The sequence below is a fragment of the Streptomyces sp. NPDC031474 genome (genome assembly GCF_055581185.1).
Genome location: NZ_JBVIJX010000010.1, coordinates 292,404 through 311,045, shown reverse-complemented (window position 1 = coordinate 311,045; position 18,642 = coordinate 292,404). Strand labels below are relative to the sequence as shown.

Sequence of the window (18,642 nt, the reverse complement as noted above, 5' to 3'; positions counted from 1 at the left end):
TCCTTGAAGTCAATGGAGTGCTGGCGATTCCAGCAGGAGCGAGCGTGCGCCCCGGTTGTGCGTCGAGTGCTTCACCACATGAACTGGCCGCCGTCCACAATCAGTTTCTGCCCCGTGACGTACCTGGCCCCCTCGCCCACCAGGAATTCCAGCGCGTCCGCCATCTCGTCGGTGGCGCCTATCCGGCGCTGTGGTATCTCATTCAGCAACGCATCCATGTACTCCGGCTCGGCCAAGCGGTAGCGCGTACGCATTTCTTCCGTGTCGATCATTCCCGGAATGAGGCAGTTCACGCGGATACTCGGAGCGAGTTCCATGGCCAGGCACTTGGTGAGATGAAGCATCCCGGCTTTGCTCGAACAGTAGTTGGCGCCGTTCATCCGGGGCCGAATCGCTGTGGTCGCGCCGATGTTGACGATGGAACCGCCGCCGGCCTCCAGCATGACCGGGGCGAAGGCCCGCGTCATATAGAACGGGCCGGACAGATTGGTGTCCAGTACCCGACGCCAGTCGGAGTCGGACATCTCAAGCACCGGACCGTCGATATTGAGACCGGCGTTGTTCACCAGGACCTGCGGGACTCCGTGCTCGGTCCGTACGAGTTCAGCGAGTTCGGCGACTTCGTCCGGGTCGGACACATTCGACCGCACGACAGACAGCCCCTTCTCCACCTGTTGCAGAGCAAGGTTCGCCGACTCTTCGTCACTGCGATACGTGGCGACCACCCGGAATCCCATCCGGGTCAGACGGTGACTGAAAGCGAGACCAATTCCCTTGGTTCCGCCGGTAACGATGGCAAGCCTGTCAGGCGAATTCACTCAAGCTCCCTTTCTTGGATGCGGCGCCGAGGACGCGAACAGGGCACGCCGCCCCGCGCCGACACCGAGGAGGCGGGAAGGCGGGTGGGGTGACGACAGGGGTGACGGCGATGCGGTCCGGATCAGGTGTCGGCAGCGCGGGCGGGCCGCGCTCAGCGCCGTTGCGCGGCCGCGCGCGGAGCCGCACGGATGCGATGCGTCCAACTCACACACACGCGTGCCGCGTGGAGGGATGGGACGGGCCTGTGGGTTGGCGCACGGCGCCCGGGTGAGGGATGCGGGAACGCATGGGTGCAGGGACATGAGGACCCGAAGGGTGCGTCACACGGGCGCAGGGCCCCGTCGAGGTGATCCGGCCGATCCGGCCGCGCCCCGACGGGCGGGCCGCCCCGTGTCAGACGGTCGGAGTCGCCCGCCTGACGGATCGGCAGGGCGGCAGGGAACGGACCGCACTCACCGGGCCATGGGCTTGCGGGCACGCAGGATGACGTCGAAGCGGCCCGGGTACTGGCGGTCCATCGACTCGAAGCCCGCTTCGGTGTACCACTGCTCGAATTCCTGCGCCGTGTAGATACGGCCCTCGGGTGACGCGATCGTCTGGACGTACCCCGCCATGAACGCGGCGTGGGCGGGCCCGGTCTCGTCGTCGTCCTGGGCACACGCGACGATCACCATGTGACCGCCCGGCTCCAGCGCGCGGTACGTCTTCGCGAAGAGGTCGCGGACCTGATCGGGCGACCAGATCTCAAGGAAACGGGAGTAGACGACGCAGTCGTGGGACGAGGGGAACTCGTCCTTCCAGATGTCGGTCCCGACCGCGTTGATGCGCTCGGAGAGGCCCGCCTCGGCGATGCGGGCGGCGGCCATCTCCGCCACGTTGGGCAGTTCGAGGATGGTTGCCCGAAGATGCGGCCAGCGCTGCACGAAACCGATGGAGTTGGTCCCGGTGCCTCCGCCGACGTCGAGCACCTTCTTGTACGACGAGAAGTCCACGGCGTTGACGAGGTCCTCGACCACCGAGCGACTCTGGTGTTCCATCATGGCCGTGAAGACCTGCTCCAGGTTCTTGTCCTGGCCGAGGAGCTCGTAGAGCGTGGTCGCCGGGGAGTCGGCGAGGAGTTCGCGATGCAGCCCCTCGTTCTCGTTGTTCACCAGCGACTCGTGGAGCCAGCCCATCGGCTGGTACAGCATCTCGTGGGTGTAGCGGACGATCACCGGCATGAACGCGCCCTGATCGCCGGCCAGCAGGTCGGTGGCCGCGGTGTTGTGGTAGCCGTTGCCCTCCTTGCGTACGAGGTCGAACGCACAGCACCCGAGGAGCAGCACGTGTCCGGCACGTTCCTGCAGCCCGAGCTCGGCGGTGATCTCGTCAAGGCTGCTGCCCGGCCGGTTCTTGAGCAGGGTGAAGAGTTCAAGACGCAGAGCGGCGTGCATGAACGGGAACCTGAAGCTGGTGTACACCAGCTTCCACAGCTCGTCCAAGGCCGTCTCCGAAGATTCCTTCATAGTTTGCCCTCCACGTTTCTTGCAGGTCGCGAGCAATTGCTTTCGGCCATGGAGTAGTCAAGTTGTTCCGCGGTAGGGCGTGGTCACGTCAGGGCGACGGCTGGTCGTCCTGACGGCTTCCGGCCCGGCCCGGCGGGGCCCGCAGCAGTGCCGCGACGGCGGCGTTCGACGGTCGACCGGCAGCGTGCACCGCACAACTTCAAGGACCCGAAGTGGGAACACAGGTCACGCGAAGCTGCGGCCGTTCGCCCCGGCTCGGCGCTACGCACACGGGGCCCGCCCCGTGGAGCGACATCGACATGAATGGAAGGTTTCGCCACGGCCGCTCACGTGGTTGACACTCACAACCACAGACCTAACTTCAAATGCAGCAATCACACAAGAGATCGCAGGACTCCCACCTCCACCGGTGGCGCGAATCGCGCGATGCACGGACCACGTAACCCCTTGTTCAGCGAGGTCCGACTGTCGAGAACGGGCCGAATTCCAATTAGATTCTGTCTGAAAATATCTCACGCCCGAAGATCCGAGATCGTGTCCTGCAGAACGGTGTGGCGACATGATCTTACTGATCGCCCTCCCACAACTCCCCGGAGTGCTCGCCGTCATTTTCGCGTCAGATGCACTTCTTTCCGTGTAGCCGACAAGACCCTAGAGAAGTCCCATCGTTGCAGGTCAGAAGCATTCATCTGGTTTTCGATCACCGTTCGGACAGCCCACTTTTCGGACAGCCCACCTCATGAAATCCCGAAGTTAGCAAGGAGAGCGCGTAGTTGTGTGGGTGGGGGTGCGAGATTAGAGTGAGCGGCTGTGCTCGGAGTGGTCGGCGGGGGCCGGTAACCCGGGCCTGAAGGAAGGGAATTCCGTCGTGACCGAGACCGAGAAAGCCGCCGCCGATCCCGCGATAACCGACAGAACAGACCGGCCCGACAGCGTCGGCGGGATCGAGGTGCTCGCCTCGCTCAGCCCCGACTTCGAAGCCGACCCGTACGTCGCCTTCCGCCGGCTGCGCGAGCGCGGTCCGGTGCACCAGGTAGTGACGCCCGACAGGGGCGTGGTGTGGCTCGTGGTCGGGTACGAGGCCGCGCGCGAGGCCTTCACCGCCCCGCAGCTCAGCCGGGACTGGCATCGCGAATGGCGGCAGACCGGCTGGAGCCCGCCGTATGCCCTGAACATGCTCGGCAACTCCAACATGCTGATGAGCGACCCGCCCCACCACACCCGGCTGCGGAAGCTGGTCGCGGGGGAGTTCACGGCCCGGCGGGTCGAGGGGATGCGAGGGCGCGTCCAGGAGATCACCGACGAGCTGCTGGACCGCATGACGGCGGACGGAGCACGCCGCGCCGACCTCATCGAGGCGTTCGCCTCCCCGCTCCCCATGATCGTCATCTCCGAACTGCTCGGCGTCCCCGGCCTGGACCGCGCCTCCTTCCACGCCTGGTCCAACGAGACCCTCGCGCCCACCAGCCCCGAGGCGGAGAAGGACGCGTACGAGCACGTCATGCCGTATCTCACAGGGCTCATCGCCGCCAAGCGCGAGAGCCCCGGAGAAGACCTGCTCAGCGCCCTCGTCCACACCGTCGACGAGGGCGGCGACCGGCTCACCGAGGACGAGCTGGTCTCGTTGGCCTTCCTGCTGCTCGTCGCCGGGCACGAGACGACGGTCAACACGATCGGCAACGCGGTGCGCGCGCTCCTCGCGCACCCCGAGCAGCTGGCGGCCGTACGGGCCGATCCGGCGGGGCTGGCGGCGGGGCTGGTGGAGGAGACGCTGCGCTACGACGGGCCGGTGGCGACCACCACGCCGCGCATCGCCCTGGAGGAGACCGAGGTCGGCGGCGTACGGGTGCCGCGCGGTGCCATCGTGCTGATCGCCATGGCCGGCGCGGACCACGACCCGGCGCGCTTCCCCGATCCGGAACGCTTCGACGTACGGCGCCCCGAGGCCCGGGGCCATCTCTCCTTCGGACACGGGATCCACTTCTGCCTGGGCGCCCCCCTCGCCCGCCTCGAGGGCGAGCTGGCGCTGCGCGCGCTGTTGGAGCGCTGCCCGGATCTGACGGCGGACGGGGAACCGGGGGAATGGCTGCCGGGGATGCTGATCCGGGGGAGGCGGAGCCTGCCGGTGCGGTGGTGATACGCCCGCCGCGGGCGCGCTGACGGGCGGGTGAGCGGTCGTGGCACGCCGTTCGTGCAGGTCAGCGGGGACTGTCAGTGAGGGGTCCACACTGTCCGCAGTGCTGCGACAGAGGCGTCACGCACCGGGCAGGAGAGAGGCGATCGTCATGACCGCGACCCTGCTGCCGGCGAGCACCAGGAAGGGGCTCTTCCTCGCCCACCGGCGCGACGGGGCATGGGAGTTCGAGGAGCCGCACTTCCCCTACCAGGCCGTGTACGCCGAGGACATCCACGCGCGGCACCCGGGCGGGCCCCGGCTGGCAGGAGCCCGAGCGGCCCGCCGTGCGCTTCCCGGAGGGGACGGGACCTCGCTCGAGCGGGTGTGGCAGCTGATCCCGGCGTAGCGGGCGACGAGGAAGGTGCCCCGGGACCGTGAGACGGACATGGCGGCGATGCCGAGGGCGCCTTTGAGGTAGGTGTTGCCGTGGCTGGTCCTGGCGGGTCCTGGCGGGTTTGGCTCTCGGCCCGGATTGGTTTGATCCGGGGGCCGGCCCTGACCAACTGCACCGGGAGCATGTCCTCCAGCAGGTAGTGGAACTGGTTCCAGTAGTCGCCGACTGCCTCCATGACGACCAGTGAGACCTACAGTTCGAGCAGGAAGTCACGCAGCTTCGGCACCTGGCTGGTCATCGACCCCCACGTGGTGACCTCTCGGGTGTAGCTCCCGGCGCGCTTTCCCCGGATCCGGACGCACACCGTCGCGTCTCTCGGGATCTAGCGCGCCAAACGTTCACCAACGACGACTTCATGATCTCGAGACCCGCACAGAAGTAGTGCCCGTCACGATGGTCGGCGGGAGAAGACTGCACCTCAGGCGCACACCAAGATTCCGTTGGCGTCGGCGTGTGGACGCCGGGAGCAGTTGTGTAGTCATTACAGTCCGTGTGCATGACGACGGTTACTACACGCACGGTCACCTATCCGGCCGACGGCCTGACCATGGTCGGTCACCTTGCGCTCCCGGCTGGTAGCGGCCGTCTGCCTGCGGTTCTCATCGGGCCCGAGGGACCAGGGCTGAACGACTTCCAACGGCGCCGGGCCGACGCACTGGCCGAACTCGGCTACGTCGCCTTGGCCTTCGACATCAATGGAGGGCGCTGGTTCACCGACCCCGAAGAGATGCTGGCCCGCATCACCCCGCTACTCCGCGACCCCCTGCGTATGCGGGACATCGGCCACGCGGCACTCGACGTCCTGCTCGCCGAACCGCGCACCGACCCCGACCGGATCGCCGCCGTCGGATACGGCACCGGAGGTGCGATCGCGCTGGAACTCGGCCGTGACGGCGCCGACCTGCGTGCAATCGGCACGGTCAACGCACTCACCACCGGCCGACCGGGCGAGGCGGCGCGCATCCGGTGCCCGGTGTGGGCCGGGGTCGGGTCGGAGGACCCGATCATGCCGCCGGCGCAGCGCGAGGCGTTCGTCGCCGAGATACAGGGCGCGGGTGTCGACTGGCGTCTCGTGCTGTACGGGGGCGCGGTGCACGCCTTCCACCATCCTCCCGTCGACCAGGTGGTGGTCCCCGGAGTCGGCTACCACCCTCGGCACGCCCAGCGCGCTTGGCGCGATGTCGTGGGCCTGCTCGCCGAGTGCCTGCCCGTGGCGGAGTGAGACCTGCGGAACGGAGCCGTCCGGGCGCGCCGGTCGCGAACGTGTGCGGGGCCAGGGAAGGGGACTCCTGACATACCCAGGGGATCGGCGGACCAGCGGAGGACGTACCCAGAGATCTGCCGCTCGCGTCAGGTTACGGGAGGCGGCTCGGGCGGGTCGTATTCGCGCTGCTCGTTCACCGTGCCGCGGTCTGCGTACGGCGTCCTTCGCCCAGTTCTTGCGGAACACCCCTGCTGCGGGCCGCGCGGGTTTCACAGCACTGGTGGCACAGCGATACTGCTGCACATGACAATCGAGACCGAGGAGCCGGACCTCACGGTCGATGAACTGGCCGCCCGGGCGGGGATCACGGTGCGGACGGTGCGCTTCTACAGCGCCAAGGGGCTCCTGCCCCCGCCCGTCATCGGTCCGCGTCGGGTGGGCCACTACGGCCCCGGGCATCTCGCGCGTCTCGCGCTGATCGAGGAGCTGCAACAGCAGGGCCTGACGCTGGCGGCGATCGAGCGCTACCTGGACCGGCTGCCGCCCGGACTCGACGCCCACGACCTCGCCGTGCACCGGGCCGTGGTCGCCTCCTGGGCGCCGGACGCCGTGGAGACGGTGAGCCGGGAGGAGCTCGCGCGGAAGGCGGGGCGGGCGCTCGGCGAGGAGGACGTGGAGCGGCTCGTCGCGATGGGCGTGGTCCGGCGTGACCAGGACGCGTACGGGGTCGACCTCGGGCTGCTGAGGCTGGGCGTCCGCCTGCTCGACGTACCGCTGTCGCAGGAGGCGATCCTCGCGGCCAGGAGCGTCCTGCTCGATCATGCGCGCGCCGCGGCCCACGAGCTGTCGCGGCTGCTGCGTGAGGAGGTGCCGGAGCGTGACGCGCAGGCGGTGCGGTCGCTGTCGGTGCACATGCAGCCCCTGGTGGTCCAGGCCCTGCTGACGGCCTTCCAGCGGTCGCTCACCTCGGAGCTGCGGGAGTGGCTCGGGGAGCCGCCCGCGGACGGCTCCCCTTGATGAGGCCTGATGAGCCCAGATAAGGCCTGATGAGCCCTGGTGAGCTCTGACGGGCCGGTGGCTCAGCGTGCGTCGGTGAAGGTCTCCCCCCGTTCCGCCTTCGCCACCAGCAGAGCGGGCGGCGCGAAGCGGTCGCCGTAGCGTTCGGCGAGCTCACGCGCGCGTGCCACGAAGCCGGGCAGCCCGCCCTGGTAGCCGTTGATGTACTGGAGCACTCCGCCGGTCCAGCCGGGGAAGCCGATGCCGAAGAGGGAGCCGATGTTGGCGTCCGCGACGGACGTCAGCACGCCCTCTTCGAGGAGCCTGACCGTGTCGAGGGCCTCGGAGAAGAGCATGCGCTCCTGCATGTCCTCGAACGGGATCTCGCCGCCCGCGCGCGTGAAGTGCTCGCGCAGCCCCGGCCAGAGTGCGCCGCGCTTGCCGTCCTCCCCGTACTCGTAGAAGCCCGCTCCCCCGCTGCGGCCGGTCCGGCCGAACTCGTCGACCATGCGGTCGATGACGGTCTCGGCGGGGTGCCCGGGCCACGTGCCGCCCGCCTCCAGAACGGCCCGCTTCGACTCGGCCCGGATCTTCTGCGGCAGGGTGAGCGTCAGGTCGTCCATCAGGGCGAGCACCTTGCCCGGGTAGCCCGCCTGCGCCGCCGCCTGTTCGACGGAGGCGGGCTCCATGCCCTCGCCGACCATGGCGACGCCCTCGTTGATGAAGTGGCCGATCACCCGTGAGGTGAAGAAGCCGCGCGAGTCGTTGACGACGATCGGCGTCTTCCTGATCTGCCGGACCAGGTCGAAGGCGCGCGCGAGCGCCTCGTCGCCGGTGCGCTCGCCCTTGATGATCTCGACGAGGGGCATCTTGTCGACGGGCGAGAAGAAGTGCAGGCCGATGAAGTCGCTCTGCCGCTCGACGCCTTCGGCGAGGACGGTGATGGGGAGGGTGGAGGTGTTGGAACACAGCAGGGCGTCGGGGGCGACGATCTGCTCGATCTCCTGGAACACCTTGTGCTTCAAGGAGGTGTCCTCGAACACGGCCTCGATGACCGCGTCGCAGCCGTCCAGGTCGGCCGGGTCCGCGGTGGGCGTGATACGGGCGAGCAACGCGTCCGCCTTCTCCCGCGTGCTGCGGCCCCGGGAGACGGCCTTGGCGCACAGCTTCTCGGAGTAGCCCTTGCCGCGGGCGGCGGCCTCGGCGGACACGTCCTTGAGGACGACGTCGATGCCCGCGCGGGCGCACGAGTAGGCGATGCCGGCGCCCATCATCCCGGCGCCCAGGACCGCCACCCTGCGGACCGGGCGGGGCTCGATGCCCTGGGGGCGGCTGACGCCGGAGTTGACGGCCTGGAGGTCGAAGAAGAACGCCTGGATCATGTTCTTCGACGTCTGTCCGGCGGCCAGTTCGACGAAGTAGCGGGCCTCGATGACCTGCGCGGTCTCGAAGTCGACCTGGGCGCCCTCGACGGCCGCGGCGAGGATGTTGCGCGGGGCCGGGTAGGGGGCGCCGTTGGTCTCCTTGCGCAGGGAGGCCGGGAAGGCGGGCAGGTTGGCGGCGAACCGGGGGTTGGCGGGAGTGCCGCCGGGGATGCGGTAGCCGGGCCTGTCCCAGGGCTGCTGCGACTCGGGGTTGGCGTCGATGAAGGCGCGGGCCTTGGCGAGGAGCTCGTCGGGGGTGGCGGCGACCTCGTGGATCAGGCCGTGCTCCAGGGCGCGCTGCGGGCTGTACTGGGTGCCCTTGAGGAGGACCTTGAGGAGGGCGTCGGCGATGCCCAGGAGGCGGACGGTGCGCACGACGCCGCCGCCTCCGGGGAGCAGGCCGAGGGTCACCTCGGGGCAGCCGATCTTCGAGCCGGGGGCGTCGAGGGCGACACGGTGGTGGCAGGCGAGCGCGAGCTCGTACCCGCCGCCGAGGGCCGCGCCGTTGAGGGCGGCGACGACCGGCTTGCCGAGGGTCTCGATGCGGCGGAGGTTGCGCTTGATCTCCAGTCCGCCGTCGAAGAGCTCCTGGGCGGTCTCGGGCGTCACGCGGATCAGGTCGCGCAGGTCGCCGCCGGCGAAGAAGGTTTTCTTGGCGGAGGTGAAGATGACGCCGCGGATGGAGTCCTGCTCGGCCTCCAGTCGGTCGGTGACGACCGCGAGCGACTCGCGGAACGCCTGGTTCATGGTGTTCGCGGACTGGTTGGGGTCGTCGAGGACGAGGGTGACGAGGCCGGTGCGGTCCTGTTCCCAGCGGATGACGGTGCTCTGTGTCATGACGGGGTCTCCGTAGAAGTCTCTGGCTGCGCTGGGGTGGTCAGACGCGCTCGACGACGGTGGCGATGCCCATGCCGCCGCCCACGCACAGGGTGGCAAGGCCGTAGCGCTTGTCCTGGCGCTCCAGTTCGTCGACGAGCGAGCCGAGGATCATCGCGCCGGTGGCGCCGAGCGGGTGACCGAGCGCGATCGCGCCGCCGTTGACGTTGATCTTGTCCAGGGACAGGCCCATGTCCCGCGCGAAACGCAGGACGACCGCCGCGAACGCCTCGTTGATCTCGACGAGGTCGATGTCGTCGATGGTCAGGCCGGCCTTCGCGAGGGCCTTGCGGGTGGCGGGCGCGGGCCCGGTGAGCATGATGGTCGGCTCGGAACCGGAGACGGCGGCGGAGACGATCCGCGCGCGCGGGGTGAGCCCGTACCGCTCGCCGACCTCCTTCGAGCCGATCGCGACCAGGGAGGCGCCGTCGACGATGCCGGAGGAGTTGCCCGCGTGGTGGACGTGGTCGATCTTCTCCACCCAGTGGTACCTCTGCAGGGCCACGGCGTCGAAGCCGCCCAGTTCGCCGATGTCGGCGAAGGACGGCTTCAGCCGGGCGAGGGAGTCGGCGGTGGTGCCGGGGCGGGGGTGCTCGTCGTGGTCGAGGACGACGAGGCCGGCGCGGTCCTTCACCGGGACGACGGACCGGTCGAAGCGGCCCTCCTTCCAGGCCGTCGCCGCCCGCTCCTGGGAGAGGGCCGCGTACTCGTCGACGTCACGACGGGAGAAGCCCTCGATCGTGGCGATCAGGTCGGCGCCGATGCCCTGCGGCACGAAGTTGACGGCCAGGTTGGTCATCGGGTCGTTGAACCATGCGCCGCCGTCCGAGGCCATCGGCACCCGGGACATCGACTCCACGCCGCCCGCGAGGACCAGGTCCTCCCAGCCGGAACGGACCTTCATGGCGGCCAGGTTGACGGCCTCCAGACCCGAGGCACAGAAGCGGTTCTCCTGCACGCCCGCCACGGTGTCCGGCAGGCCGGCCGCGAGCGCGGCGATGCGGGCGATGTCGGAGCCCTGGTCGCCGACGGGCCCCACGACGCCGAGCACGATGTCGTCGATCGCGGCCGGGTCGAGGCCGGGGAAGCGGCCGCGGAGTTCGTGGATGAGACCGACGACGAGGTCGATGGGCTTCGTTCCGTGCAGGGCGCCGTCCGCCTTGCCGCGTCCGCGCGGGGTGCGGATCGCGTCGTACACGTACGCTTCGGTGCTCACTGGCAGGCCTTTCGGGAGGGTGGGCCGAGCGGGGCGGGGTCAGGCGCCCTGGTGCGGGAAGTCCTTCGCAGGGGTCTTCTCGAGGGTCTCTTCCGTGCTCACGGGGGTCACGGGGGTCTTCTCAAGGTCCGTCACGAGCCCCGGTATGTCCCAGTCACGGGCGACCGCGCGCGTGTCGGCGCCCGGTTGCGCGGGTCCGGTCCGGACGGCGGTGGGCGTCGCGGAGAAGCGGGGTGCGGGGGCCGGCTGGGTGATGCCGCCGTGGTCGGTGAAGGTGCCGCGGGCCGCGAGGTGCGGGTGGTGCGGGGCCTCGCGCAGCGACAGGACGGGCGCCACGCACGCGTCGGAGCCCTCGAAGAGAGCCGTCCACTCCTGACGGGTGCGGGTGCTGAAGCGGGCGGCGACGGCCTCGCGCAGCTCTCCCCAGCGGGTCCAGTCCTTGCGGGCCTCGCGGAAGTCCCCGAGGCCCAGCAGGTCCACGAACTCGTCGTAGAACTGCGGTTCCAGGGCGCCGACGGCCATGTACCCGCCGTCGGCGGTCTCGTAGGCGCCGTAGTACGGGCAACCGCCGTCGAGGAGGTTGGCGGCGCGCCGGTCCTGCCAGCCGCCGGCGGCGAGCATGCCGTGGATCATCGCCGACAGGTGGGCGGCGCCGTCGACGATGGCCGCGTCGACGACCTGGCCGGTGCCGTGCGTGTGCGCGTGGTGCAGCGCGGCGAGGATGCCTACGACGAGGTAGAGGGAGCCGCCTGCGAAGTCGCCGAGCAGGTTGGCGGGGGGCGGCGGCGGCCGGTCGGGGGCGCCGATCATGCCGAGGGCGCCGGTGAGGGCCAGATAGGTGACGTCGTGGCCCGCGCGGTGGGCGAGGGGGCCTTCCTGGCCCCAGCCGGTCATCCGGCCGTAGACCAGCCGGGGGTTGCGGGCGTGGCAGTCCTCGGGTCCGACGCCCAGCCGTTCGGCCACGCCGGGCCGGTTGCCCTCGATGAGCACGTCGGCGCGGGCGGCGAGGTCGAGCACGCGCGCGGGGCCGTCGGGTGCCTTGAGGTCGACGACGACCGAGCGCTTGTTTCGGTTGGTGACGTCGTGGGCGGGGTCGATGGCGAGAGACATCCCGCCGGGGCGGTCCACGCGGACGACGTCGGCGCCGAGGTCGGCCAGGAGCATGCCCGCGAAGGGGCCGGGGCCGATCGAGGCGAGTTCCACCACACGCACCCCCGCCAGCGGGCCGTGGCCGTCCGTCCGTCCCGTCGTCATCCAGCCCCCTTGCTGTGACACAACCGATGTAACACCAGCGATGCTAAGAACACGTTCCAGCGGACACAAGAGGAGAACGAGCAAGCGCTTAGCCAGTTTGGGGACACCTGTCGTTGGCCTCCGTACCCCTCACGCTAGCCTCGGCCACCGACAGCGGCGCGGGCTGCACGGCAAAGGGGTGTCATGAGCAGGCTGAAAAGGTCGGACCGTCCGTACGACATCGTGCTCTTCGGGGCCACGGGCTTCGCCGGAACGCTCACCGCGGAGTATCTCGCCGCCCACGCGCCCGCGGGACTGCGCTGGGCGATCGCCGGCCGCGGCGCGGAGAAGCTGGAGCGGCTGCGCGAACGGCTCGGCGTGGACGTCGGGGTGGTACGGGCCGACGTCTCGGACCCGGCGTCGCTGCGCGCCCTCGCGGAGCACGCGCGCGTGGTGGCCACGACCGTCGGCCCCTATGTGACGCACGGCGAGGAACTCGTCGCCGCCTGCGCGGACACCGGCGCCGACTATCTCGACCTCAGCGGGGAGCCGGAGTTCGTCGACCTGATGTATGTCCGGCACGACGCACGCGCGCGTGAGACGGGCGCGCGCCTGATCCACGCGTGCGGCTTCGACTCCGTCCCGCACGACCTGGGCGTGTACTTCACCGTCCGGCAGCTCCCGGAGGGCGTGCCGCTGACCGTGGACGGCTTCGTGACAGCCGACGCCACCTTCTCGGGCGGCACCTTCGCCTCCGCGCTGGGCCAGTTCGCGCGCGGCCGGCAGATGGTGGCCGCCGCGCGGGAGCGGGGGCGGCACGAACCGCGGCTGCTGGGCCGCCGGGCCGCCGCACCGGTGGGCGTGCCCCGGTTCGCCCCGGAGGCCGGCGCCTGGGCGCTGCCGCTGCCGACAGTCGACCCACAGATCGTGCTCCGGTCGGCGCGGGCGCTGCCGCGCTACGGGCCGGACTTCCGCTACCGGCACTACGCGGCCGTACGACGGCTGCCCGTCGCCGTGGGAGCGGTGGCGGCGGTCGGGACGCTCGTCGCGGCGGCCCAACTGCCGCCCGCCCGGCGCTGGCTGTCGGACCGGCTGAAGCCCGGGGAGGGGCCGAGCGCGCAGAAGCGGGCGAAGAGCTGGTTCTCCGTGCGGTTCGTCGGCGAGGGCGGCGGCCGACGGGTGTGCACCGAGGTCGCGGGCGGCGACCCCGGCTACGACGAGACGGCGAAGATGCTCGCCGAGGCGGCGCTGTCCCTGGCCTGCGACGACCTCCCGCCGACGGCGGGGCAGGTCACGACGGCGGTGGCGATGGGCGACGCGCTGACCGAGCGGCTGACCCGGGCGGGCATCCGGTTCCGGGTGGCGGCGCGGCGCTGAACGCGCCCTACAGGGGCCACTGCACCAGCGTGTAGATCATCCCGACGATCCAGCCCAGCCCGGCCAGGACGGCGAGGATCAGCGCGGCGTTCACGGCACGCTCGACAGGACGGCCGGGGTCGGCGAGGGGCTTGGGAGCACGGTGCGTCGTCATGCGGGCCAGCCTGCCGAGCGCGGGGCGGGGCGCACATCCGTACAGGTACTCAGACGACGTACTGAGACAACGTACTCAGACGACGTGCTCAGACGACGTGCTCAAACGACGTACTCAGGAGATGAGGAGGGGTCAGGCGCTGGTCGTCGTCGCCTCCTGGAGCGCGCGCCGGCAGAGGGAGTCCGCGCGGCGGGTCGTCTCCGGGAGGCGGAACTGCGGGGTGAGGGCGAGCGTGTGCGCGCAGGCGACGTCCAGGGTGACGCGGTGGCCGACGGACACGAAGACCGGCTTCACGCCCGCCCGCGTGCGCAGCGCCCGACCCACTTCGTCGTCGCCCGCCAGCAGCGGGGACGCCGCACCGCGAGGGGCTCCCGGGTCGTCGTACGTGAAGGTGAACGGGTTCTTGGCGACGCCGATCGTGGGCAGGCCGGTGAGGACCCCGAGGTGGCTGGCGAGGCCGAAGCGGCGCGGGTGGGCCAGGCCGTAGCCGTCGCAGACGACCAGCCCCGGCGGGCGGGGCAGGGCGTCGAGGGCGGCGAGCACGGTGGGCATCTCGCGGAAGGCGAGCAGTCCGGGCACGTACGGGAAGGAGATCCGCCCGACGGCGGTGGCCTCGGCGACGACTTCGAGGCTCGCCGCGTCGAGGACGACGGCCGCCGCCGCGACGACGTCCCGCTCGTCGTCGTAGGCCACGTCGACCCCCGTGACGTACCCCGTCCCGGGCGGCGGGCCCGGCTCGTCGAGCACCACCCGCGCGCGCAGTCCGTCCTGGACGGCGCGGGCCTCTTCCTCGGTCGCGGGCCAGCCCGCGGGAATGTCTACGGTCGTCATGGTGAGGACGAGCGTACGGCTCCCGGGGTCCGGCCCGCGATCGTGTCCCGAAGCGGCTGCCGACTCAGCTCTTGCCGCCGAGCGCGCGCTCCAACTGACTCTTGTTCATGTCCGAGCGGCCCTTGACGCCGCGCCGCTTGGCCTCCTCGTAGAGCTGGTCGTAGGTGGGCCCCTGGGAGCCCTTGCCGGACCGCTGGCCGCCGCGCCTGCCGGACGACATGTCCTGCGTGGAGGTGCGGCTGGCGGTCTTCGACTCGCCGGACCGGGCGCGCTCCTTGTTGACCGTCCGGGCGGCGATCTCCTCCGCACGGCCGGTGCTCTCGCCCCGGTCCTGCGCGCTCTTCTTGATGTGCTCGTACTGGCGCTCCCGCTTGGGGCTGGACCCGCGTGGCATGGGCGCTCACTCCCTTCGTGTTCGCGCCCAACGGGTACCCCGAAAAGCCGCTCAGCCCTCCAGACGGGCCACGCGCCCCTGTTCGCCGGCGGCCCAGCAGCCGAGGTCGGGGGTGCAGTCCACGGTGTCGTACGAGCCCGTGTCGAGGGTGCGCCAGGTGCGGCCGGCGTCGGTGGTCAGGTCGGTGCCGGTGGGGCCGACCGCGAGGGCGGCGGTGCGGCTGTGCGGGAGCCAGGCGACGCCCGAGCGGTAGGCGGGCGGGGGTGTGGCGGCGGGCCGCCAGGTGCGCCCCGCGTCGCCGGTCGTGGCGGCGGCGAGCGGGGAGGGCTGGTCCGCGCGGTAGTCTCCGCCGACGGCGAGGCCGTGGGTGCGGTCGCGGAAGGCGAGGGCGAAGACCCCGCGCGCGGGATCCCCCGCGGGGATGGGGGTGTCGGTGGCCGTCCAGGTCCTCCCCCGGTCGGACGAGTGCAGCACCCGCGCGCGTGCGGCTCCGCCGGTCGCCAGCCACACGTCGTGGGCCCCGGAGGCGACCAGGCACTGGCCACTGGCGGCGAAGCCCGCCTCGCCGTCCTGGGCGGCCGGCATGCCCTCGTTGGGCAGCACCTTCCAGGAGCGGCCGCCGTCGTCGGTCGACAGGATGCGGAACTTGCCGTCGACCGGGTCGCTCATGGCGAGGCCGTGGCGACGGTCGAAGAAGGTCATGCAGTCGTAGAAGGCGTGCGCGTCGGTGTTGCGGAAGGACTCCGTCCAGGTCGTCCCGCCGTCCTCGGTGCGGTAGACGCGCGAGGCCTCGCCCTCGCCGATGGCGAGCACCACGGCGCGGCGCGTGTCGAACGCCTCGATGTCCCGGAACTGCAGGTCGGCCGCGCCGGGCGGCGAAACGTTGCGCCAGCTCTCGCCGCCGTCGGCGGTGCGCAGGACGGTGCCCTGGGTGCCGGCGACCCACGCGGTGCGGCGGTCGACCGCCGCGAGGCCACGGAACCGTACGGCGGTGGCGCCGGTGTCCTTGAGGTCCCAGCGTGGCGCCGCCGGGCCCGGTGTGTGCGCCTGGGCCGGCAGGGCGGTCAGGACGGCGAGCGCCGCCCCGCAGACCGCCGCGGCCGCGCGGCCGCCTCTACGTGCTGTCCATACCGTGCGTCGCGTGTTCCCCAAGCGCCTCATGGCGGGCGAAACTAGTCCACGGCTTTCGGTGCCGTCCAGAGGCCCGCGATCACCTCAACCGCCTTATACGGCACGGGAGGAGAGCTGAGTCACTCCCGTGCATGAAAAGCGGTGACCGAGGTCACTCGAAATCGGTGTGCACGGATCGGCCGGTTCCGGCGTCTCTAGCAGTGTCCGGACGCACCGCCCGGAAGTTCGTCCCGCCGTCACGAGGGAGCAAGGCGATGTCCACCGTCATCGAGCAGCCCGTAGAGGCCCGTCTGGTCGCCGCTGCGCCCCGGATGCCGAGCATCCCCGCCACGCTGCGCTACGACCGTCACGACCCCTTCGCCGTGCGCATGACCTTCCCCGCCCCGGCCACCCTGGAGGGCGTCGAGGTCTGCTGGACGTTCGCCCGCGACCTGCTCGCCGCCGGCCTGCACGAGGCAGAGGGCCACGGCGACGTCCGGGTCCGCCCCTACGGGTACGACCGTACGGTGCTGGAGTTCCACGCGCCCGAGGGCACCGCCGTCGTGCACGTCCACTCGGCGGAGATCCGCCGCTTCCTCCAGGCCACGAGCGACCTGGTGCCCGCCGGCACGGAGTACCGGCAGCTCGACCTCGACCACGACCTGGCAGAGCTGATGCGGGACGCCTGCTGAGGCCGTTTTAATCCTTTGACACTCCTCCCGGGCCCTCCTACGGTGTTCAACGGTTCTGTTGCCGCCGATTGGAGAAGGACGTTGCTCGTCTGAGGTCTTGAGACACCGCGCCACACGTCTTGCGTGTGGATGCCGCGTGCGACCTCGGCCTGCGAGCCGTCCCTGCGGAACGGGACCTTCTCCCTGCCTCCGCGCTCCCCGCTGCTGCGGTGGTCGCCGCCTTCCGGTGTCTCGACACGCGTTGCCCTGACCGCACACGCAACCGCGAGGCCCGCTTTGACTCATTCCATCACCTGTTCCTCCCTCGCCTTCTCCTGGCCGGACGGCACCCCCGTCTTCGAGGGGCTGGACGTCGCCTTCGGCCCCGGCCGGACCGGACTGGTCGGCGTCAACGGCTCCGGCAAGTCGACCCTGCTGAAGCTGATCGCCGGAGAACTCACCCCCCTCGACGGCGCCGTGCGCCTCACCGGCGAGGTCGGCCACCTCCCGCAGAACGTCGCCCTGGACACGGCGCTCAAGGTCGACGAAGCGCTCGGCATCGCCGCACAGCGGGCCGCCCTGCACGCCATCGAGGCCGGCGACGTGTCCGAGGCCCACTTCGAGATCGTCGGCGACGACTGGGACGTCGAGGAGCGCGCCCTGGCCACCCTCGGCGAGCTCGGGCTCGGCCATGTCGACCTGAACCGCACCATCGGCGAGGTGTCGGGCGGCGAGTCCGTCCTGCTGCGGCTGGCGGCCCTGCTGCTGCGTCGCCCCGACGTCCTGCTGCTGGACGAGCCGACCAACAACCTCGACCTGTACGCGCGGCGTCGCCTGTACGCGGCCGTCGCGTCCTGGCCGGGCGTACTGGTCGTGGTCAGCCACGACCGGGAGTTGCTGGACCTCGTCGACCAGATCGCCGACCTGCGGTCCGGGGAGGTCACCTGGTACGGCGGCAACTTCTCCGCCTACGAGGAGGCCCTGGCCACCGAGCAGGAGGCCGCCGAGCGGATGGTGCGCGTCGCGGAGGCCGACCTGAAGAAACAGAAACGCGAACTGGTCGACGCCCAGGTGAAGTTGGCCCGCCGCAAGCGGTACGGACAGAAGATGTTCGATCAGAAACGCGAACCGAAGATCGTCATGGGGGCGCGCAAGCGCGCGGCGCAGGAGTCCGCGGGCAAGCACCGGATCATGCACGAGGAGAGGCTCGCCGAGGCCAGGGAGCGGCTCGACGACGCGGTGGAGGCCGTCCGGGACGACGACGAGATCCGCGTCGACCTGCCGTACACGGCCGTCCCGCCCGGCCGGGACGTCCTCACGCTCATGGACCTGCGGCTCGCCTACGGCGCGCGCGTGGCGGGCGGGTTCGACCTGCGCGGCCCCGAGCGGGTGGCGCTGGTCGGGCGCAACGGCGCGGGCAAGACGACGCTGCTGCGCACGATCGCCGGGGAACTGGCGCCCCAGGCGGGCGAGGCGCACGCGCACGTGCCGCTGCGTTTTCTGCCGCAGCGCCTGGACGTCCTCGACGGCGAGCTCACGGTCGCCGAGAACGTGGCCCGGTTCGCGCCGGGCGCCACCAACAACCGGGTCCGGGCCCGGCTGGCCCGCTTCCTGTTCCGGGGCGCCCGCGCCGACCAGAAGGCGGCCACACTGTCCGGCGGGGAGCGTTTCCGGGCGACCCTGGCGGCCCTGATGCTGGCCGAGCCGGCGCCACAGCTGCTGATGCTGGACGAGCCGACCAACAACCTCGACATGGCCAGCGTCCGCCAGCTCACCACAGCCCTGGAGTCGTACGAGGGCGCCCTGATCGTGGCCTCACACGACCTGCCGTTCCTGGAGTCCATCGGCATCACCCGGTGGCTGCTCCTGGACGGAGAACTACGAGAAACAACAGCACAAGAACTGGCAAACCCAACGTAGGCCCCGGAACCCGGCACGGGGGGCGAGCAGGACGTTCTACGCCCGGGCCGCGGCCCAGAACCGGGGGGAGGGTCCGGCCCGGGCCTCAGGCCGGGGTCCGCCCCGATCTCAGGCCGGGGCGCGGGCCGGTCTCAGGCCGGGGCGCGGGCCGGGGTCCAGCCGGGGCGCGGGCCGGGGTCCGGCCCGGGTCTCAGCCCCGGGCTCGGGCCGGGGCGCGGCCCCGGGACGGAGCGCGGGCCGGGGTCCGGCCCGGGTCTCAGCCCCGGGCTCGGGCCGGGGCGCGGCCCCGGGACGGAGCGCGGCCCGCCGCTCGGCCCAGGTCTGGAGACAGGGCGCGACCCG

Annotated in this window: 16 protein-coding genes and 1 pseudogene; 7 read left to right on the top strand and 10 right to left on the bottom strand. The window is 71.1% G+C overall.

Going from position 1 to position 18,642, the window contains the following annotated elements; translation table 11 throughout:
* Nucleotides 1-71 precede the first annotated feature (71 nt).
* A complete protein-coding gene (locus tag ACZ5SK_RS22895) occupies nucleotides 72-818 on the bottom strand; it encodes an SDR family NAD(P)-dependent oxidoreductase (RefSeq protein WP_334575267.1) in 747 nt (248 codons plus the stop codon).
* 453 nt (nucleotides 819-1,271) lie between these two features.
* The gene (locus tag ACZ5SK_RS22890; protein ID WP_334575268.1) at nucleotides 1,272-2,324 is read right to left on the bottom strand and encodes a methyltransferase; all 1,053 of its coding nucleotides are present in this window, start codon (nucleotides 2,322-2,324) and stop codon (nucleotides 1,272-1,274) included.
* 868 nt (nucleotides 2,325-3,192) lie between these two features.
* On the opposite strand from ACZ5SK_RS22890, the gene ACZ5SK_RS22885 reads away from it, so the two are divergent.
* From ACZ5SK_RS22885 to ACZ5SK_RS22870, 4 genes are all read left to right on the top strand, one after another.
* Nucleotides 3,193-4,461, top strand: a complete 1,269-nt coding sequence (locus tag ACZ5SK_RS22885; RefSeq protein ID WP_334575269.1) for a cytochrome P450 family protein — start codon at nucleotides 3,193-3,195, stop codon at nucleotides 4,459-4,461.
* 148 nt (nucleotides 4,462-4,609) lie between these two features.
* Nucleotides 4,610-4,846: a hypothetical protein gene (locus tag ACZ5SK_RS22880; protein ID WP_443041195.1), complete on the top strand. Its 237-nt coding sequence runs from the start codon at nucleotides 4,610-4,612 to the stop codon at nucleotides 4,844-4,846.
* Nucleotides 4,847-5,390: 544 nt separating this feature from the next.
* The gene (locus tag ACZ5SK_RS22875; RefSeq protein ID WP_334575270.1) at nucleotides 5,391-6,116 is read left to right on the top strand and encodes a dienelactone hydrolase family protein; all 726 of its coding nucleotides are present in this window, start codon (nucleotides 5,391-5,393) and stop codon (nucleotides 6,114-6,116) included.
* A gap of 285 nt (nucleotides 6,117-6,401) precedes the next feature.
* Nucleotides 6,402-7,115: a MerR family transcriptional regulator gene (locus ACZ5SK_RS22870; protein ID WP_334575272.1), complete on the top strand. Its 714-nt coding sequence runs from the start codon at nucleotides 6,402-6,404 to the stop codon at nucleotides 7,113-7,115.
* Between the two features lie 62 nt (nucleotides 7,116-7,177).
* On the opposite strand, the gene ACZ5SK_RS22865 is transcribed toward ACZ5SK_RS22870, so the two are convergent.
* Genes ACZ5SK_RS22865 through ACZ5SK_RS22855 form a run of 3 tightly spaced genes read right to left on the bottom strand, consistent with a single transcriptional unit; the run spans nucleotide 7,178 to nucleotide 11,864 of the window.
* Nucleotides 7,178-9,355 (bottom strand): 3-hydroxyacyl-CoA dehydrogenase NAD-binding domain-containing protein, encoded by a 2,178-nt coding sequence (locus ACZ5SK_RS22865; RefSeq protein WP_334575273.1) that lies wholly within the window; start codon nucleotides 9,353-9,355, stop codon nucleotides 7,178-7,180.
* 40 nt (nucleotides 9,356-9,395) lie between these two features.
* The gene (locus ACZ5SK_RS22860; protein ID WP_099935489.1) at nucleotides 9,396-10,610 is read right to left on the bottom strand and encodes an acetyl-CoA C-acetyltransferase; all 1,215 of its coding nucleotides are present in this window, start codon (nucleotides 10,608-10,610) and stop codon (nucleotides 9,396-9,398) included.
* A 39-nt stretch (nucleotides 10,611-10,649) separates the two neighbouring features.
* Nucleotides 10,650-11,864, bottom strand: coding sequence for a CaiB/BaiF CoA transferase family protein (locus ACZ5SK_RS22855; RefSeq protein ID WP_334575274.1), 1,215 nt, complete (start codon nucleotides 11,862-11,864; stop codon nucleotides 10,650-10,652).
* A gap of 183 nt (nucleotides 11,865-12,047) precedes the next feature.
* Between ACZ5SK_RS22855 and ACZ5SK_RS22850 the strand changes: the two genes are divergently transcribed.
* On the top strand, nucleotides 12,048-13,220 hold the full coding sequence (locus tag ACZ5SK_RS22850; protein ID WP_334575275.1) for a saccharopine dehydrogenase family protein: 1,173 nt from the start codon (nucleotides 12,048-12,050) through the stop codon (nucleotides 13,218-13,220).
* Between the two features lie 7 nt (nucleotides 13,221-13,227).
* Here ACZ5SK_RS22850 and mmpA read toward each other — a convergent pair whose 3' ends face one another.
* From mmpA to ACZ5SK_RS22830, 4 genes are all read right to left on the bottom strand, one after another.
* The gene (mmpA, locus tag ACZ5SK_RS22845) at nucleotides 13,228-13,374 is read right to left on the bottom strand and encodes a morphogenic membrane protein MmpA (RefSeq protein ID WP_099935490.1); all 147 of its coding nucleotides are present in this window, start codon (nucleotides 13,372-13,374) and stop codon (nucleotides 13,228-13,230) included.
* A gap of 132 nt (nucleotides 13,375-13,506) precedes the next feature.
* Nucleotides 13,507-14,205: an endonuclease V gene (locus ACZ5SK_RS22840; protein ID WP_334575276.1), complete on the bottom strand. Its 699-nt coding sequence runs from the start codon at nucleotides 14,203-14,205 to the stop codon at nucleotides 13,507-13,509.
* Nucleotides 14,206-14,269: 64 nt separating this feature from the next.
* Nucleotides 14,270-14,599, bottom strand: a complete 330-nt coding sequence (locus ACZ5SK_RS22835) for a plasmid stabilization protein (protein WP_334575277.1) — start codon at nucleotides 14,597-14,599, stop codon at nucleotides 14,270-14,272.
* Nucleotides 14,600-14,650: 51 nt separating this feature from the next.
* Nucleotides 14,651-15,760: a WD40/YVTN/BNR-like repeat-containing protein gene (locus tag ACZ5SK_RS22830; protein WP_468576538.1), complete on the bottom strand. Its 1,110-nt coding sequence runs from the start codon at nucleotides 15,758-15,760 to the stop codon at nucleotides 14,651-14,653.
* Between the two features lie 224 nt (nucleotides 15,761-15,984).
* Here ACZ5SK_RS22830 and ssgD point away from each other — a divergent pair, with 224 nt between their 5' ends.
* Together ssgD and ACZ5SK_RS22820 are read left to right on the top strand one after the other, a co-directional pair.
* Nucleotides 15,985-16,401, top strand: coding sequence for a spore wall synthesis regulator SsgD (gene ssgD, locus ACZ5SK_RS22825; RefSeq protein ID WP_334575280.1), 417 nt, complete (start codon nucleotides 15,985-15,987; stop codon nucleotides 16,399-16,401).
* 276 nt (nucleotides 16,402-16,677) lie between these two features.
* Nucleotides 16,678-18,300: an ABC-F family ATP-binding cassette domain-containing protein gene (locus tag ACZ5SK_RS22820; RefSeq protein WP_468415991.1), complete on the top strand. Its 1,623-nt coding sequence runs from the start codon at nucleotides 16,678-16,680 to the stop codon at nucleotides 18,298-18,300.
* A 108-nt stretch (nucleotides 18,301-18,408) separates the two neighbouring features.
* On the opposite strand, the pseudogene ACZ5SK_RS22815 reads toward ACZ5SK_RS22820, so the two are convergent.
* Nucleotides 18,409-18,642 (bottom strand): annotated as a pseudogene (locus ACZ5SK_RS22815) (hypothetical protein); the annotation flags it as partial.